Annotated in this window: 16 protein-coding genes and 1 pseudogene; 7 read left to right on the top strand and 10 right to left on the bottom strand. The window is 57.7% G+C overall.

Annotated features, from left to right (window positions below):
• The 6 genes from BMZ01_RS10420 to BMZ01_RS10395 form a co-directional block, all read right to left on the bottom strand.
• Positions 1-561 (bottom strand): MogA/MoaB family molybdenum cofactor biosynthesis protein, encoded by a 561-nt coding sequence (locus tag BMZ01_RS10420; RefSeq protein WP_092287143.1) that lies wholly within the window; start codon positions 559-561, stop codon positions 1-3.
• Between the two features lie 132 nt (positions 562-693).
• Positions 694-2,004: a S1C family serine protease gene (locus BMZ01_RS10415; protein WP_395890974.1), complete on the bottom strand. Its 1,311-nt coding sequence runs from the start codon at positions 2,002-2,004 to the stop codon at positions 694-696.
• Between the two features lie 88 nt (positions 2,005-2,092).
• The gene (locus BMZ01_RS10410) at positions 2,093-3,613 is read right to left on the bottom strand and encodes a sensor histidine kinase (protein ID WP_143067498.1); all 1,521 of its coding nucleotides are present in this window, start codon (positions 3,611-3,613) and stop codon (positions 2,093-2,095) included.
• Positions 3,614-3,850: 237 nt separating this feature from the next.
• Entirely contained in the window at positions 3,851-4,543 is a 693-nt protein-coding gene (locus BMZ01_RS10405; RefSeq protein WP_092287139.1) for a response regulator transcription factor, read from the bottom strand.
• 385 nt (positions 4,544-4,928) lie between these two features.
• Positions 4,929-5,102: a 50S ribosomal protein L32 gene (gene rpmF, locus BMZ01_RS10400; protein WP_092287137.1), complete on the bottom strand. Its 174-nt coding sequence runs from the start codon at positions 5,100-5,102 to the stop codon at positions 4,929-4,931.
• 3 nt (positions 5,103-5,105) lie between these two features.
• A complete protein-coding gene (locus tag BMZ01_RS10395) occupies positions 5,106-5,384 on the bottom strand; it encodes a type B 50S ribosomal protein L31 (RefSeq protein ID WP_092287135.1) in 279 nt (92 codons plus the stop codon).
• 353 nt (positions 5,385-5,737) lie between these two features.
• On the opposite strand from BMZ01_RS10395, the gene rpmB reads away from it, so the two are divergent.
• The 6 genes from rpmB to BMZ01_RS10365 all read left to right on the top strand — a co-directional run bounded on the left by rpmB (position 5,738) and on the right by BMZ01_RS10365 (position 8,864).
• Positions 5,738-5,974: a 50S ribosomal protein L28 gene (gene rpmB, locus BMZ01_RS10390; protein WP_092287133.1), complete on the top strand. Its 237-nt coding sequence runs from the start codon at positions 5,738-5,740 to the stop codon at positions 5,972-5,974.
• Entirely contained in the window at positions 5,975-6,139 is a 165-nt protein-coding gene (rpmG, locus tag BMZ01_RS10385; RefSeq protein WP_018019289.1) for a 50S ribosomal protein L33, read from the top strand.
• Positions 6,140-6,141: 2 nt separating this feature from the next.
• Complete coding sequence (gene rpsN, locus BMZ01_RS10380) at positions 6,142-6,447, top strand: 30S ribosomal protein S14 (RefSeq protein WP_092287131.1); 306 nt, start codon at positions 6,142-6,144, stop codon at positions 6,445-6,447.
• A gap of 15 nt (positions 6,448-6,462) precedes the next feature.
• Complete coding sequence (gene rpsR / locus BMZ01_RS10375; RefSeq protein ID WP_092287129.1) at positions 6,463-6,708, top strand: 30S ribosomal protein S18; 246 nt, start codon at positions 6,463-6,465, stop codon at positions 6,706-6,708.
• 239 nt (positions 6,709-6,947) lie between these two features.
• A complete protein-coding gene (locus BMZ01_RS10370; protein WP_092287127.1) occupies positions 6,948-8,024 on the top strand; it encodes a hypothetical protein in 1,077 nt (358 codons plus the stop codon).
• 165 nt (positions 8,025-8,189) lie between these two features.
• On the top strand, positions 8,190-8,864 hold the full coding sequence (locus BMZ01_RS10365; RefSeq protein WP_092287125.1) for a TetR/AcrR family transcriptional regulator: 675 nt from the start codon (positions 8,190-8,192) through the stop codon (positions 8,862-8,864).
• Between the two features lie 48 nt (positions 8,865-8,912).
• Here the strand turns inward: BMZ01_RS10365 and purH are convergent, their stop codons facing one another.
• From purH to BMZ01_RS10350, 3 genes are read right to left on the bottom strand one after another with little or no spacing between them, the layout of a single operon-like run.
• Positions 8,913-10,481 (bottom strand): bifunctional phosphoribosylaminoimidazolecarboxamide formyltransferase/IMP cyclohydrolase, encoded by a 1,569-nt coding sequence (purH, locus tag BMZ01_RS10360; RefSeq protein ID WP_092287123.1) that lies wholly within the window; start codon positions 10,479-10,481, stop codon positions 8,913-8,915.
• Positions 10,478-11,086, bottom strand: coding sequence for a phosphoribosylglycinamide formyltransferase (purN, locus tag BMZ01_RS10355; RefSeq protein ID WP_092287121.1), 609 nt, complete (start codon positions 11,084-11,086; stop codon positions 10,478-10,480). Before purN ends, purH begins: the two co-directional genes overlap by 4 nt.
• Before the next feature lie 10 nt (positions 11,087-11,096).
• Entirely contained in the window at positions 11,097-12,716 is a 1,620-nt protein-coding gene (locus BMZ01_RS10350) for a cell division protein PerM (protein WP_143067497.1), read from the bottom strand.
• A 439-nt stretch (positions 12,717-13,155) separates the two neighbouring features.
• On the opposite strand from BMZ01_RS10350, the gene BMZ01_RS10345 reads away from it, so the two are divergent.
• Positions 13,156-13,902, top strand: a complete 747-nt coding sequence (locus BMZ01_RS10345) for a M23 family metallopeptidase (protein WP_092287117.1) — start codon at positions 13,156-13,158, stop codon at positions 13,900-13,902.
• Between the two features lie 166 nt (positions 13,903-14,068).
• Here the strand turns inward: BMZ01_RS10345 and BMZ01_RS10340 are convergent.
• A pseudogene (locus tag BMZ01_RS10340) lies at positions 14,069-14,354 on the bottom strand (IS1249 family transposase); the annotation flags it as partial.

The following is a 14,354-nucleotide window of genomic DNA, read 5'->3' as shown; positions in this document are numbered from 1 at the left end:
TTATTGACCTCGCACCTCATATTGACGCAGCTCATCAATCAGGTGGTGCACCAAAACCCCCAAGGTCGCCATCCCATCACGAATCGCAGCGCGAGAACCAGCCAGGTTCACCACCACCGTGGAGCCGGAAACCCCAGCAATACCGCGAGATACTGCCGCATCCACCGCACCGCAGGCCAAGCCTGAGGAACGCAGCGCCTGCGCCACCCCAGGCACCAGCTGGTCTAGTACCGGTCGGGTAGCTTCCGGGGTGTGATCCCGTGCCCCTACCCCGGTGCCACCAACAGTCAGCACCAAGTCCACCCCACCAATCACAGCTGTTTCAATCGATTGGCGGATCGGTGCCGGCTGCGAAGCAACCGTCAGCACCGCATCAACAGTGAACCCCGCTTCACACAGCAGCTCGGTCAGCAGCCGATTAGTGTCGCTATGGTCTGGGTCCGCGTGGTCATCAATAACCACCACCAACGCGCGACGCGGGCTCTTCCGACGACGCGCTGCTTCTTCTTTTTCCTGGGCAAGCAGGATTTCTGGATCCGGTTCCGCGTCGAAGTCCAACATGGCGAGGCGCGCTCCTTAGGGTCTGGTGGTGCCCGCACGCTATCTGCGCGCAGACACGCGTTCAAAAATGCGAGGTCCTGCAGTCAATCAAAGGTGGAGGGCGCAACACGCACCACACCTTTTCCAGTAAATCTACTCTGTGCTGAGCGTTACCTCTACCTCTCGAGTCTCCCCACTATCCGGGTTCTCTAAAGTCAGCCGCACAGTTTCCCCAAAATCGCGGGAACGAATCGTCGCAATCAAGGCATCCGCATTATCCACGGGGCGATCATTCACGCGGGTAATCACTTCCCCAGCCTTCAGTCCCGCTTGATCCCCAGGTCCACCTTCTTGCACCATCGCGATCAACGCTCCCTGCACGCGAGCCCGCTGCGCCACCTGCACACCAATCAAAGGCTGCGTGGCCTTGCCATCCTTAACCAATTGATCCGCCACCCGCTTGGCAAAATTCGCCGGAATCGCAAAACCCAAACCAATCGAACCAGCCGCCCCCTCCCCACGGCTAAGCGAAGCAATCACCGAGTTCATCCCCACCAGGTGACCTTCCATATCCACCAACGGACCACCCGAGTTACCCGGGTTAATCGCCGCATCGGTTTGCACTGCATTAATAAGGGAGGACTCCCCACCCTGCTGCGATGCCCGCACCGGACGATCCAAAGCCGACACAATGCCGGTCGTCACCGTGGAACTCAACCCCAAGGGCGCCCCAATAGCCACCACTTGTTGCCCCACCTTCAAAGCCGAGGAATCACCAAAACTTAATACCGGCAGGTCCTGAACATCCTGCACCTTAATCACCGCAATATCGGTGGAAGGATCACTGGCAATATATTGCGCCGGATGCACATCCCCATTATTCAAAATCACCTGCATCCGCGCGCCCTGCGCAGCATTGGCCACCACATGGTGATTGGTCAAAATCAGGCCATCCGAAGAAATAATCGAACCCGAGCCCTCATCAACACTGCGCTCATCAGCCACCCGAATCGACACCACTGCCGGCAAGGTCGCCGCAGCCACCCGCTCTACATCCCCTTGCGGACGATGCGCTGCCGGCGCCAGCGGAGCCTCCTCCAAAGAATTCACGCTCTCCGACTGCGATCGCGTCGGCTGCAGCTGATTCACCGCCACCGCCGACACCCCGCCGCCTACCAGCGCTGCGACCAGCGCCAAACTCAGAGCGGTACCCAACCCCACAACTTTCCGCGGCTTCACGATCTGCGGCTGCCCCGGCAATTCCATGGTGTACTGCTCTGCTTGCATTCCCCGAGATCGGGCATCCAGCTGCGGCTGTCCCTGCGGCTCCCCCAGGGGCTGAGCTAGACCCTCCTGCTTCTGTTCATCGCGAGGAGGATAAGGATAAGCCTGGTTCTGATAGGGCGAGCTAAAGCTCTGATACCCACCCTGGTTGTCATTGGAAGAAGGATCATTATTTTTCATGGCTCTGATTCTTATCCCTTGCTCTTAATAGTGACTGCACAGCCGCTGCGAAGAGGATTTACGGTTTCTGTGAGTTTCCTGAACCGCACTACCCGCGCGGCAACACCACTGACACCGTCAACCCCGGATGCTCCACATCCAGCGGATCAGTTTCCCACAGCTGAATATTACCGCCATGAAGCTCCACCACCTGCTGGCAGATATGCAGCCCCAACCCCGTACCCGGAACCTCTGCTGCTGTCCCTTCCTGGTGCTGGCTTCGATAATATCGCTCAAAAATATATGGCAGATCATCCGCCGGAATCCCCCGACCATGATCCGAGACCATCAATAGCGCCGTATCCTCATTAATCTCCGCGGTGGTGATATGCACCTGCTCGCCTTCCGGTGACCACTTCACCGCATTGTCGATCAGGTTCAGCACCATTCTTTCCAAGAGCCGAGAATTACCTTCTAATTGCAATTCCTCCAAATGCACATCCAAGCTCACCTGGTGTGCTTCCGCCCGTGGCCTTGCCCTTACCAAAGCGCTGCGCACCACCTCTTCGAGCTGCACGATCTCCAGCGGGGTTTCTTCGGAGTCATGCAAAGACACCTCCACCACCTCTTTAATGAGCATGGTCAGCTCATCTAGCTGGGTGCGGATACTGTTTTCTAACTCGCGAGTCTCCTCATCACTCAACTGCCCTTGGGACTTCTCGCGGCTTCGCAGCGTGGCATTGAGTTCCATGAGCAACTCAATATTGATGCGCAAGGCGGTCAGCGGTGTTTTCAGCTCATGGCCGGCATCAGCGATCAGGTGTGCAAAACGTTGGCTATGGTGATGGCACTCTTTTAATAAGCTATTAATGCTCTCGCTGAGTTGCGCCACCTGCTTATCCTGACCCGCACCACAAATGGGAACCTGACGCAGGATGCGTTCCTGGTGCATGCGATCCAAGGCCCCCTGCAAACACCTCATGCTTTGGGTGTAGGCATCTGCACGCGCCACCCACGCCAGCGCCAAACTCCCTACCCCCACCAAACCAATAACCCCGAACACAACCCGCAGCGAAGCCAAGCTTTGTAGGTACTCAGTCTCATCAGCGCTGACAACCACATACATGCGCTCATCTTCCGAGCGCGCTAACCCATATTGCGGCGGAGCCCCGGGGTAGCTTTTCTTCCCCGCCAGCATCCCTGATCTAGGCACCGAATCACGAGGAATGTCCACCGCTAGATAATCCCCGAAGTGGTGGTTCGTCCCAACCGGGATCACCGACACCTTGGCCTCACGGTGGTAGTGCTTAAAACTTGAGACTTCCTCATCTATTGCCTTCGCACTCATGCTGCTATCGACTCTTTTACTTAAAGAATCTGCGTACTCCAGCAACACACTTTCGGCCTGGTGAACCATCAATTGAGCCAAGATGGTATAGGAGCCAACAATCACCCCCAATAGTCCAATCGCTAAGAGAATAAAGGTGGTTCTCGCTGCCCGAGCGCTACGGTGCCGTACACAGCCCACACAGTTATGCAGGCGACAGCGAGAACTCTCAGGTTGAGATTGTTCTTCAAGTCCCTGCCGCATCTGCACGGGTTTATTCTTCGTGGAGAAAAGCGGCTTCATAATAGCCACCTCCCACCGCACCACAAGGACCTCTGGGCACGCTGAGTACGCCTAGTGCGCCTTCGGATCCTGGTTTGTTTCATCGGTGTGTATGGGGGTGGCTTTCACTGGGGAGGAGCGCGATGGCCTACCTGAAGAAAACTATGAGAACCTCCTAGTAGCTCTTCCACAGTCATCAAGTCATTTTCTTATTTTCGTCCATCGCTGGAATAATTAATTTCATATCCTAAAGACAGCTTACGGAGCCTCTTCTCGCAACACATACCCCACACCGCGAACAGTTTGAATAAGTCGAGGTTCACCATTGGCTTCTGTCTTCTTCCGCAAGTAACCGATATAGACCTCTAGGCCATTTCCGCTATCGCGAAACTCAGACCCCCACACTTCTTGCAATAGATATCGACGCGTTAAAACCCGACGCGGGTTGCTCAGTAACTGGTGCAGCAAATTGAACTCAGTGCGAGTTAAGCGAAGAGGACGATCTCCACGAGTAACATCGCGGGATTCCAAATCCATGAATAGGTCACTGAATTCTAAGGTGCTACTGATGGGCTCTTCCCGGGAATCGATCGCTGAGCGGCGCAGCAAGGTACGCACCCTGGCCATGAGTTCTTCTAAAGCGAAGGGTTTAGGAAGGTAATCATCCGCCCCGGCATCTAAACCGGCCACGCGGTCCGCCACATTTCCGCTAACCGTAAGCATCAAAACCGGTCGATCAAAACCCGTACTGCGGAGTTCACGACAAACTTCAAGACCGTTCATTTGCTCCATGAGCACATCTAAAATAACGAGTCTCGGAATGCTGGAGCGAATGAGTTCAAGAGCCTCATCCCCGTCCGAAGCAACGCCAACTTCATAGCCATTGAATTGGAGTGAACGGCGAAGCGAATCGCGCACAGCGATATCGTCGTCGACTACGAGAATATCCATGCCTTCTATTGTGGCCGACCAACATAAGAAAACTGTGAGATTATTTGATAATTACCGTGACAAATCTGCTAATAAACCTAGCAGTCCAAAGAATTGCAGCCTTCGCACTACCCTAAAACTATGAGGGAGCACACACTTTGGAAATAGGTTGCACTTTGCTGAGACACAAACGTAAAACAAGCATTATTGCAGCTCAAGACCGATCAGCTTAGCCTTTTTCAATGATCTAAACCGCATTATTTCCCCTCAAAATTACAGCGGTCTTCCCTTCACCCCGGACCGCATCAACACGGCAACGCCTGTGGTGTTTAGTCGGGCACAAAAATACCCCTATCCCCACGGTATGGGGGATAGAGGTAAGCGCGCTTAAAAAGCTGGGGTCAAATTAGAACTGTTCAACCTCAACCAGGCCAAGCTTTGCGGCCTTCACCAGACGGCGCGGGATGCGCACGACCTGGCCGTCGATGTTCACTTCTTGGAGGGCGGCGTTGTCAGCCTTCCACTGGGAACGGCGGGAGCGGGTGTTTGCGCGGGACATACGGCGCTTCGGGACTGCCATGTTTTATTTCCCTCCTTCAGTCTTCTTCTTGCGGCGGGCCATAGCGCCGAAACGACGCTGGAACTTCTCAACACGGCCAGCGGTGTCCATGACACGCTGAGCGCCGGTCCAGAAGGGGTGGGACTCGCTGGTGACGTCAACGACGATCAGCGGGTACTCGTTGCCATCTTCCCACTCCACGGTGCGATCCGAGGTGACGGTGGACCGGGTGATGAACTGGTGCCCGGTGCCGGCATCGCGGAAGACCACCGGGTGGTAATCCGGGTGAATATCCTTTTTCATTAAGTCTCGATTTCCCTCAGGGTTGAACTACGGGTCGGTTCACCGCACTCACTGCGGGGATCGTGCCCGAGTTGGGTTTTCGTGAACATCAAACCCCGGGACTAACACCCCAGGGCCTAACCTCTGGCATAGTACACCTGAGAACCCCCGAGGTGAAATTCTGCCGGAGCCGCACCCCAGCCGCCCTATATATAGGAGCATTGCAGCTTCACTCACCAAATACTGGCACCGGGGGATTAGGATTTTAAGGGCAGTTCGTTGTATGGTGTCTCCTTGCTGTTGTCGAAAATATTCGTTCACGCCCCTGCTCTATCTACGGATAGATAAGGGCGATGCTAGGAGAAAGTAACCCTATGTCGGCTATTTGCCAGGTCACGGGACGCAAGCCGAGCTTCGGCAAGTCTGTCTCGCACTCGCACCGCCGCACTTCGCGTCGTTGGAATCCCAACGTTCAGCGTCGTCGGTTCTACCTGCCCTCTGAGGGCCGCACCATTACCCTGAATGTTTCCACCAAGGGCCTGAAAGTCATCGACCGCGACGGCATCGAATCCGTTGTTGCGCGTCTGCGCGCACAGGGGGAGAAGATCTAAATGGCACGTAATGACATTCGTCCGATCATCAAACTGAAGTCCACTGCGGGTACCGGCTACACCTACGTCACTCGTAAGAACAAGCGGAATAACCCCGATCGCATCACCTTGAAGAAGTATGATCCGATCGCCCGCAAGCACGTTGAATTCCGCGAGGAGCGATAAGCATGGCCAAGAAGTCTAAGATCGCCAAGAACGAGCAGCGCAAGGAAATCGTTGCGCGCTACGCCGAGCGTCGTCAAGAGCTCAAGGCCATCATCAAGAACCCGAAGACCTCCGACGAAGATCGTCTGGATGCTCAGTTCGAGTTGAATCGCCAGCCCCGCGACGCCTCCCCGGTTCGCGTGCGCAACCGCGACTCCCATGACGGCCGTCCGCGCGGTTACCTGCGCAAGTTCGGCCTGTCCCGTGTCCGCATGCGCGAGATGGCTCACCGCGGTGAGCTGCCTGGCGTCCGTAAGTCCAGCTGGTAAGGGAGTTTCAGCACAATGAAGCGCAATATGAAGAAGGCGCGGATGGAACAGTCCCGCCGCCCCAAGAAGAATCCGCTCAAGGCTGAGGGCATCGAAAAGGTGGACTACAAGGACACCAAGACCCTGCGCCTGTTCATCTCGGATCGTCACAAGATCCGCTCACGTCGCGTCACCGGTCTGACCCCGCAGCAGCAGCGTCAGGTTGCTACCGCGGTGAAGAACGCTCGCGAAATGGCTCTCCTGCCGTTCACCACTCGCTAAGGCTTCAGCATCTTTTAGCTCGCCTTGCGAATGTGGTTGCGTGAATCTCGCAACAGCATATGAGTGTTGAACTCATACATCCCCGCACTTACTTTCGGTAGGTGCGGGGATGTTTTTATGTGCACACTTCATTAGGAGCAAGTCTGCGCCGGGTATTACTCGCTCACGTATTGGGCGTACTATCACAGAAGCAGATGAAAGCGATGAGGTCCTAGCTCAGGAGGCTGATCCCCCACACCGTGGCTCAACACACCAACCCCAGCAATGCCGATATCAGCTCGGAAGATTTCGATAGCCTCCACCCTTCCCTCTTGGAGCTTTCCGCCCAAGCACCACGCGTGAAAGAACAAGCCACACTGCACGGCATGCTCTGCGAAGCCCGTGAGCTAGTGCGCAATGCCATTAATCATGGGGAATCGCCGCGCTTGGTATCCGCCTGGTATGCCGAGTTCTTCCGTGGGGCTATGAGTTCCACGCCAGCCACGCGGTTGGCTCGTGGGAAGTTCTGGTTAGCAGGTTCGGTGGGCCATGGGGATGGGATTATCACTGCGCCAATTAGTTTCCTTAGCCGCAAACCTGCCATTGATTTCCAGCATTTCATTGGTGGCACCGGGCATACGGTGCGGGCTTATTATCTTTCGGACACCAGCTGGGAAAAGGTAGTTCCACGGACCCTGCGCGATTATGACCTCAGCATGATGCAGGCACTGACGGATGCCCCGGAGGCAGACTTTGATGATGCCGCCGCCGCTGGGCTGCTGAGCCGACAGGCTTTGGGCCTGCTGCGGGTAGGGGCTTTGCAGCTGCGACCGCCGCACTATGCGCATACGGATGGTTTCCCCGATCCGATGGCACGCGTGGATATTCAGGGCGCATTATTGGACCCCATTGCGGCGATCGCACGTTGGGCTAGTTTGCATGCGGATCGTCGCCGCCAATTGCAAGTAGATGTGCCGGAGGTAGAAGCTGATGCCCTGGAGAATCCCGTGCACCCTGATTCCCCGGAAGCAAAGGCGATTATCCCGGATGTGGCGGATTTCCAACAGCCCATCACGGTGCGTACCACTTCCCTATCCACCCCGGGGCGTTTGCTTCATGCGGCGGAGGCAAAGGTGCTTCCCCAAGAAGCTGCTGATGGCCTGATTGAGGCATGGGATGCTGGGTTGAATCTCTTGATGCGTCGCTGGGTTGATGGGGTGAAAAGTGAGGATGCGCATTCCGGGAATCTTCCGAATCTACAGCGGGCGCAATATGGTGCTGCGTGTCGGCAGGTGTCTGCGGTATTGGCTGGAATTGCTGCGAATACGCAGTTTTAATACACCCCTTGGGTGCCCCTAGTGCACTCGCCTGCTTTCATTCCTGTAGATATATAGGAATAGAAACATTTTCATTTTCTCTCTCCCCTTGCGCGCCGTTCCTGCTTGCCTAAAAACTTTTCTTCTGCGCGCATCAATTCTTATCGCAAAGGAGGCTCCGGTTCTATGGCCGGTGCAGTGGGACGCCCACGCAAGAATAGTCCGCGTCGCCGTGGCCGCACAGCCCGCGAAGAGATCCTGGATGCCGCGGCGGAGCTATTCACCACCCAGGGCTTTGCCACCACGTCCACCCACCAAATCGCTGATGCGGTGGGTATTCGCCAAGCCTCCTTGTACTACCACTTCCCCTCCAAAACAGAGATCTTCCTGACTCTGTTGAACTCCACTATTGAGCCCTCTACTCGGCTTGCGGCGGCACTGGGTGAAGCTGAAGATACCGATGCGCCGCAACGCTTGTGGTCTTTGGTGGCGGCGGAAACCAGTTTGTTGTTATCCACCCGCTGGAATGTGGGGCGGCTTTATCAACTACCGGTTGCGGCCAGCCCGGAGTTTTCGGATTATCATGCGCACCGCGAGGAGCTTTTTAGTATTTTCCGCGATACCGCAGCCAGCATTGTAGGCGCTGAGGATCCGCGGATTGATCTGCCCTTCTACTTGGCTTTATCCGCCATTGAAATGCGGGATAATACTGGAGTTATTCCGGCTGAGGTGAGTGCTACGTCGCTTCCGGATACCGCGATTATGCTCGCTGATGCTGCGCTGACGGTACTGGGTGCCCCGCTACCGGCAGACCGCGTGGAAAAGACCTTGACGACACTTAGAAGCTTGGAGGAAGCGTAGATAACAAAGGCCCCGCTAGATGCTAGCGGGGCCTTGATCGTGTGCTGCTTAGTGAGCGAAGTGGCGTGAGCCGGTGAGGTACATGCTCACCCCAGCGGCCTTGGCTGCTTCAATGACTTCCTCATCACGGATGGAACCACCTGGCTGCACAACGGCTTTCACGCCGGCATCAGCCAAGATTTGGAAACCATCGGCGAAGGGGAAGAAAGCATCCGAGGCGGCAACGGCACCGCGGGCACGCTCGGAGTCACCTAAGGTATTGGCGCGTTCCACAGCGAGCTTGGCGGCATCAACGCGGTTAACCTGCCCCATGCCGACACCAACGGTGGCGCCATCATGGGCCAGCAGGATGGCATTGGACTTTACCGCGCGGACCGTGGTCCAGGCGAAGGCGAGATCACGCAGGGTGTCTTCATCGACGGCTTCGCCCGCGGCGAGGGTCCAGTTGTTGGGGTCATCGCCTTCGGATTGCAGAACATCGCGTTCTTGGCAGAGCAAGCCGCCGGAGACCTCGCGGTGTTCAATCCCGGCGCGCTGGGGTTCTGCGGCTTCGAGGATGCGGATGTTCTTCTTTTGACTCAGGATCTGCACTGCTTCGGGAGCGTAGGAGGGGGCGATGATGACTTCGGTGAAGACCTCTGCGACTTGTTTGGCCATGGCGACGCTGACTTCGCGGTTAGCGGCGATCACCCCACCGAAAGCGGATAGTGGGTCGCAGGCGTGGGCGCGCTTATGGGCCTTGGCGATGTCTTCTTTATCGATGGCTATGCCGCAGGGGTTGGCGTGCTTGATGATGGCGACACAGGGCTCCTGGTGGTCCCAGGCGGCCCGCCAGGCGGCATCGGTGTCGGTGTAGTTGTTGTAGCTCATTTCCTTGCCGTGGAGCTGCTGGGCTCCAGCCACGCCGTGAAGTTCACCGGCGGGGGCATAAAGGGCGGCTTCTTGGTGCGGGTTTTCGCCATAGCGGAGGCCGCGGACCTTTTGCATGGAGGAGCCGATCCACTCTGGGAAGCCTTCTTCTTGGGTTTGTTCGCCCAACCAGGTGGCTACGGCAACGTCATAGCTGGCGGTGTGGCGGAAGGCTTCAAGGGCGAGTTGGGTGCGCTGTTGGCGGGTGAAGCCGCCGTCGCCGAGGGCGCGGAGGACTTCTTGGTAGCGTGCGGGATCAACCACGACGGCGACCGAGGGATGGTTCTTGGCGGCGGCACGCACCATGGAGGGCCCACCAATGTCGATTTGTTCGACGCAGGCATCGAAGTCGGCGCCGGAGGCGACGGTGGCGCTGAAGGGATAGAGGTTCACCACGACCAATTGGAAGGCTGCTACGCCTAGGTCTTTGAGTTGGTTGAGGTGGTCTTCTTTGCGGGTATCTGCGAGGATGCCGGCGTGCACTTTGGGGTGCAGGGTTTTCACGCGGCCTTCGAGGCATTCGGGGAAGCCGGTGAGTTCCTCAACTGCGGTGACCGGTACTCCGGCATCTTGGATGCGGGCGGCGGTGGAACCGGTGGAGACGATTTCTACGCCGGCTTCGGCTAGCCCGCGGGCAAGGTCCTCGATGCCAGTTTTGTCGTAGACACTAATTAGGGCCCGGCGGATCGGGGTGCGTTCCTCGGTCATGGGGTTGAAATGAACCTTCCTTGGTTAGAAGCGCCCTCAAGCACCTTCACAATGAGTTTTCTTTCGACCTGCTTGATTTTTTCGTGCAGGGTTTCTTCGGTGTCATCCGCATCGACCCGGACTGCTTCTTGGGCGATAATTGGCCCGGTATCGACACCCTCATCCACGAAGTGGATGGTGGAGCCCGTGATCTTTACGCCATAGGCCAGGGCATCGCGCACGGCATGTGCACCGGGGAAACTGGGTAGCAATGCGGGGTGCGTGTTGATGATGCGGCCGGGGAAATGGTTTAAGAAGGTGGGGCTGAGGATGCGCATGAACCCGGCGGAGACCACCAGGTCTGGGTTGGTGGTGGCGACTTCGGTGGCGAGTGCCTGGTTCCAGGCTTCGCGGTTGGAGAAATCTTTAAAGGGAACCACCGTGGCGGGGATGCCGTGCGTGTGGGCGCGCTTGATGCCTGGGCAATCGACGTCGGCAATGACGGCGCTAATGCGGTAGCTATCCCCTGCGTGATCAATGAGGGATTGCAGCAGGGTCCCACTTCCGGAGACCAAAACGACGATAGTGAGTGGATCGTGTACGGAAGTCCTATCTGCGGATGTCACGCGGCTGAGTCTAGTGTGCGGGTGGGTCTTCTGGCTCCTCAGGTGCGCTTTCTTCGTGCTCTTCGCCCATATCGGGGGTATCGAACCAGCATTCTTGGGCTTCTGCTTCGGGTTCACTATCCCCCGTTTCTGAGTCTTCTACCGTTGTCTCCGGGGGATCCTGCGGGGCGTTGGAGTCCTGCTCAGGTTCCTCCTCGCTCTCGATAAGCTCGCCCTCGATGACCTCGGGAGTGGGTTCTTCTTCGACTTCGGGTTCGGGGGCGACCTCGGGGATGGGACGTGGTTGAAGCAGGGTGAGCGCGGCGGCGGCGAGGCTGAGGATGCCGATCCAGAGGCCAGCGAGTGCGCCAGACAGTGGGAGTAGGGAGCCGACGTGCGGGTAGACGCCGAGTTGGCCGCTGGCGAGCCAGAGGGAGACGGCGAAGATGAGTGCGGAGCTTAGTGCCGCGCCGAGGGCGGTGAACCAATGCGGGCGGGGTGCGCGCCAGAGGAGGAAGAGGGCGGTGAGTGCCGGGATAATCAGTGCGGCGGGCGCCCAGGTGGGGAGGCTGGCGGGGAGGAAACCGAGGATCGGTAGGGGTGGAAGCGGGACAAGGGTGGTGCCAAAGAGTGAGACCTGGGCGTCACCGAAGTGGAATTCGCTGCCCATGAGTACCGCGGCGGTATGGATGGCGAGGTTGGGTAGATACAGCAGGCTAAGGAGGATCGCGCCGGCGATGCCGAGGCGGGAGGCGTAGGCGCTAAGGATGCTGTCTTGGACCGGCCAATGCAAAAGCAGCAGGCAGAAGATGGTGATGGGGGCGATGACCATCACCATGAGTCGGAGGAAGGAGCGGGCTAGTAGCGCGCCGTCGATGAGTTCCTGCGGAACGCTATAGCGGGTGGCGAGGGCGCGCCAGAGTTTTTCGCCCATGCCGAGGGCAAAGGCCATGAGATGAAGGACGACTGTGCGGGCAAGGGCGAGGCCCATGGGTGGGATATCGACCGGGTAGACGGCTTTGGCGTCCGCGATGACTGCGGCGGCGGAAAGTGTGCCGAGGATGGGGATACCGAGGGCGATCAGGCCAAGGACGAGCAGATCGGCGATGCTGACGCGGTCTTTGACGGCTTTGTTGATGCGCCGGGCGAGTACCGCCACCATGACGAGTGCGGGGGCAAGCGGCAGGATGCCGATCTGCAAACTGCCGGGGATGGAGATGGGGACCAGGTTAATGATCAACCACAGGTGCGCCATGGTGGCCGGCAGAGCGCGCAGGCTTAACCCGGTGAGCATGATGCCAGCTAAGGCGAGCACCAAGATGGTGGCCAGTACTACCCCAAGCGGCAGGAGCACGGTAGGTAGGTAGCGACGCAGGCGGCCTTCGAAGGTGGCCTGGTGTCGGGGTCGGTTGAATTCTTCTTCCGCCGGGTGCGGGTGTGCTTTGCGCTTGCGGGAGCGGAAGGTGCTTTTTGGTGCTGTGGGGCGGCTGGCAGCGCTGGGGGCCACCGGGCCGGCATTGGGGTTGTTGGTGGCGGTGCTGCGCCGTGGGCGGCGTTTGCGGGTAGGTGAACTTGTTCCACGTTGTCCGGGGTGGCTCGCTGAAGCAGAGCTATGTGAGCCAGGCCCTTGGAGGGGCTCGTTGGCGCTCATGAAGCGAAGGTATGGGTTAGGAGTGGTGGAACTCATGCCCTTAACTGTGCCATGAGTTTTAGGTTGTGGGGTGATAGCTGCTGGTGCGCCTGGGCGTGTTTCTTGAGGTGTTTGCTCGGCGCTTCTTCGACGAGGAAAGTGTTATAGAAGCGTGATCCAGTTGGGGGTAGGGCTACCCCCGCGCACTTAAGAAAGCGTCAAAGATACTACGTAATAATAGTGGCGTTTGTTACCTTCTGAGGCTGATGTGACCTAACTTAGTGTGAGCTTGGTCTAGGTTCTCATAATCCTTAGCTAAACAGGAGAAACGAGGTTGCAGTATCGCTTGCGGACGGTTATCGTTACGTCCGGCAGATAACAGGAAGGTCACAAATTCCTTACCGGCCGCTAACGGAGCGGAAGGGGGACGGTTGTGGCGCTGGATGGAAGAGAAGGCTCAATGCTTAGTACGCCCCAGCAGTCGACGCGAGGCAAGCATCGCAAAGTTACTACCTCGCAAACGGCGAAGGGTCGCATTGCGCTAGCTGCAGTCGCCGCCGGAGTCGTCTCTACCGCAGGTGCTGGTGGCGCGATGGCCGCTCAGGTCAGCCACCAAGACCAGCAAAGCGGCCACAAGGAAATTGCCTTAGCTGCCAATACCGCACCGATGAACGGTGCCCCGACGCTTGGTTCCAGTGATGCTGCCCCACAGATCCTGGCGATCGCCGAATTTAAGCCCGCTGCGAATCTTCATGAGCAGCTGGTTAAGGCCCTGGAGTATTCCGCCCAGCGCGCCGAAGCTGATCTGGCCGCCCGAGCCCCGCAAATTGTCCGTCCCGCGGAAGGTGTTTTGACCTCCCCCTTCGGGCCGCGCTGGGGCTCTTTCCACTCTGGTGTGGATATTGCCAATGCGATTGGCACCCCGATTTTGGCCGTGATGGATGGCGATGTGATTGATTCCGGCCCGGCTTCTGGTTATGGCCAGTGGATCCGCATCCGCCACGATGATGGTTCGATCTCTGTGTATGGGCACATGTCTACCCTGGATGTTTCCGTGGGTGAGCGTGTGAAGGCCGGACAGAAGATTGCGGGAATGGGTTCCATGGGCTTTTCTACCGGCTCGCACCTACACTTTGAGATTCACCCGGATGGTAATGCCGCAGTGGATCCGCTGCCCTGGCTCGCTGAGCGTGGGATTGTGCTCTAAGTAAGGCTAACGCCTCCTAGTTTTTTGCAACCGTAGTTTCTTGCAGCTGATGTGAGGGACTGCGGTTAGTTTTATGTGTGGGGTGCGCTCGGGGTGTACGGGGTGTGGGGGTTAAGTAGCAAAATGTGTGCTTTTTCGGCGTGTCGCCGATTGGGCACACTTCTTGCTATTTCAGGGGTCCTTTTCGGATGCCGATCGAGTGTTGGTACTCGGTTGGGATAGCGTTGTCGTAGAAGGCTGGTCGACCGGTCTCCTGGTCGGCGTTGTTGTGGTCTTCTGGGACAAGATCTAGGACTTTGGCGAGTTGATCTTGTCCGAAATTGCACTGCCTGGCGATCTCTAGTGGGTCGTCAGGCAGTTGCGTTTTTGCCTGTAGGTACCACTCGAGCATTCGGCGTTGCCGTTCTCCTGTTCTGCCTCGGTGGGCATCCGCGATGCGTTTGATCTGGGCG

The sequence above is a fragment of the Corynebacterium spheniscorum genome, assembly GCF_900113445.1.
GTDB lineage: Bacteria > Actinomycetota > Actinomycetes > Mycobacteriales > Mycobacteriaceae > Corynebacterium > Corynebacterium spheniscorum.
This window is presented reverse-complemented; position numbering and strand designations above follow the sequence as displayed.

Excerpts from the sequence above, each read along its gene's own strand:
- BMZ01_RS10410 (WP_143067498.1), bottom strand. The coding sequence starts at position 3,613 with ATGAAGCCGCTTTTCTCCACGAAGAATAAACCCGTGCAGATGCGGCAG.
- BMZ01_RS10365 (WP_092287125.1), top strand. The coding sequence starts at position 8,190 with ATGGCCGGTGCAGTGGGACGCCCACGCAAGAATAGTCCGCGTCGCCGT.
- purH (WP_092287123.1), bottom strand. The coding sequence starts at position 10,481 with ATGACCGAGGAACGCACCCCGATCCGCCGGGCCCTAATTAGTGTCTAC.
- BMZ01_RS10345 (WP_092287117.1), top strand. The coding sequence starts at position 13,156 with ATGCTTAGTACGCCCCAGCAGTCGACGCGAGGCAAGCATCGCAAAGTT.
- BMZ01_RS10415 (WP_395890974.1), bottom strand. The coding sequence starts at position 2,004 with ATGAAAAATAATGATCCTTCTTCCAATGACAACCAGGGTGGGTATCAG.
- rpmB (WP_092287133.1), top strand. The coding sequence starts at position 5,738 with ATGTCGGCTATTTGCCAGGTCACGGGACGCAAGCCGAGCTTCGGCAAG.
- rpmG (WP_018019289.1), top strand. The coding sequence starts at position 5,975 with ATGGCACGTAATGACATTCGTCCGATCATCAAACTGAAGTCCACTGCG.
- rpsN (WP_092287131.1), top strand. The coding sequence starts at position 6,142 with ATGGCCAAGAAGTCTAAGATCGCCAAGAACGAGCAGCGCAAGGAAATC.
- rpmF (WP_092287137.1), bottom strand. The coding sequence starts at position 5,102 with ATGGCAGTCCCGAAGCGCCGTATGTCCCGCGCAAACACCCGCTCCCGC.
- BMZ01_RS10395 (WP_092287135.1), bottom strand. The coding sequence starts at position 5,384 with ATGAAAAAGGATATTCACCCGGATTACCACCCGGTGGTCTTCCGCGAT.
- BMZ01_RS10405 (WP_092287139.1), bottom strand. The coding sequence starts at position 4,543 with ATGGATATTCTCGTAGTCGACGACGATATCGCTGTGCGCGATTCGCTT.
- rpsR (WP_092287129.1), top strand. The coding sequence starts at position 6,463 with ATGAAGCGCAATATGAAGAAGGCGCGGATGGAACAGTCCCGCCGCCCC.
- BMZ01_RS10350 (WP_143067497.1), bottom strand. The coding sequence starts at position 12,716 with ATGAGCGCCAACGAGCCCCTCCAAGGGCCTGGCTCACATAGCTCTGCT.
- BMZ01_RS10420 (WP_092287143.1), bottom strand. The coding sequence starts at position 561 with ATGTTGGACTTCGACGCGGAACCGGATCCAGAAATCCTGCTTGCCCAG.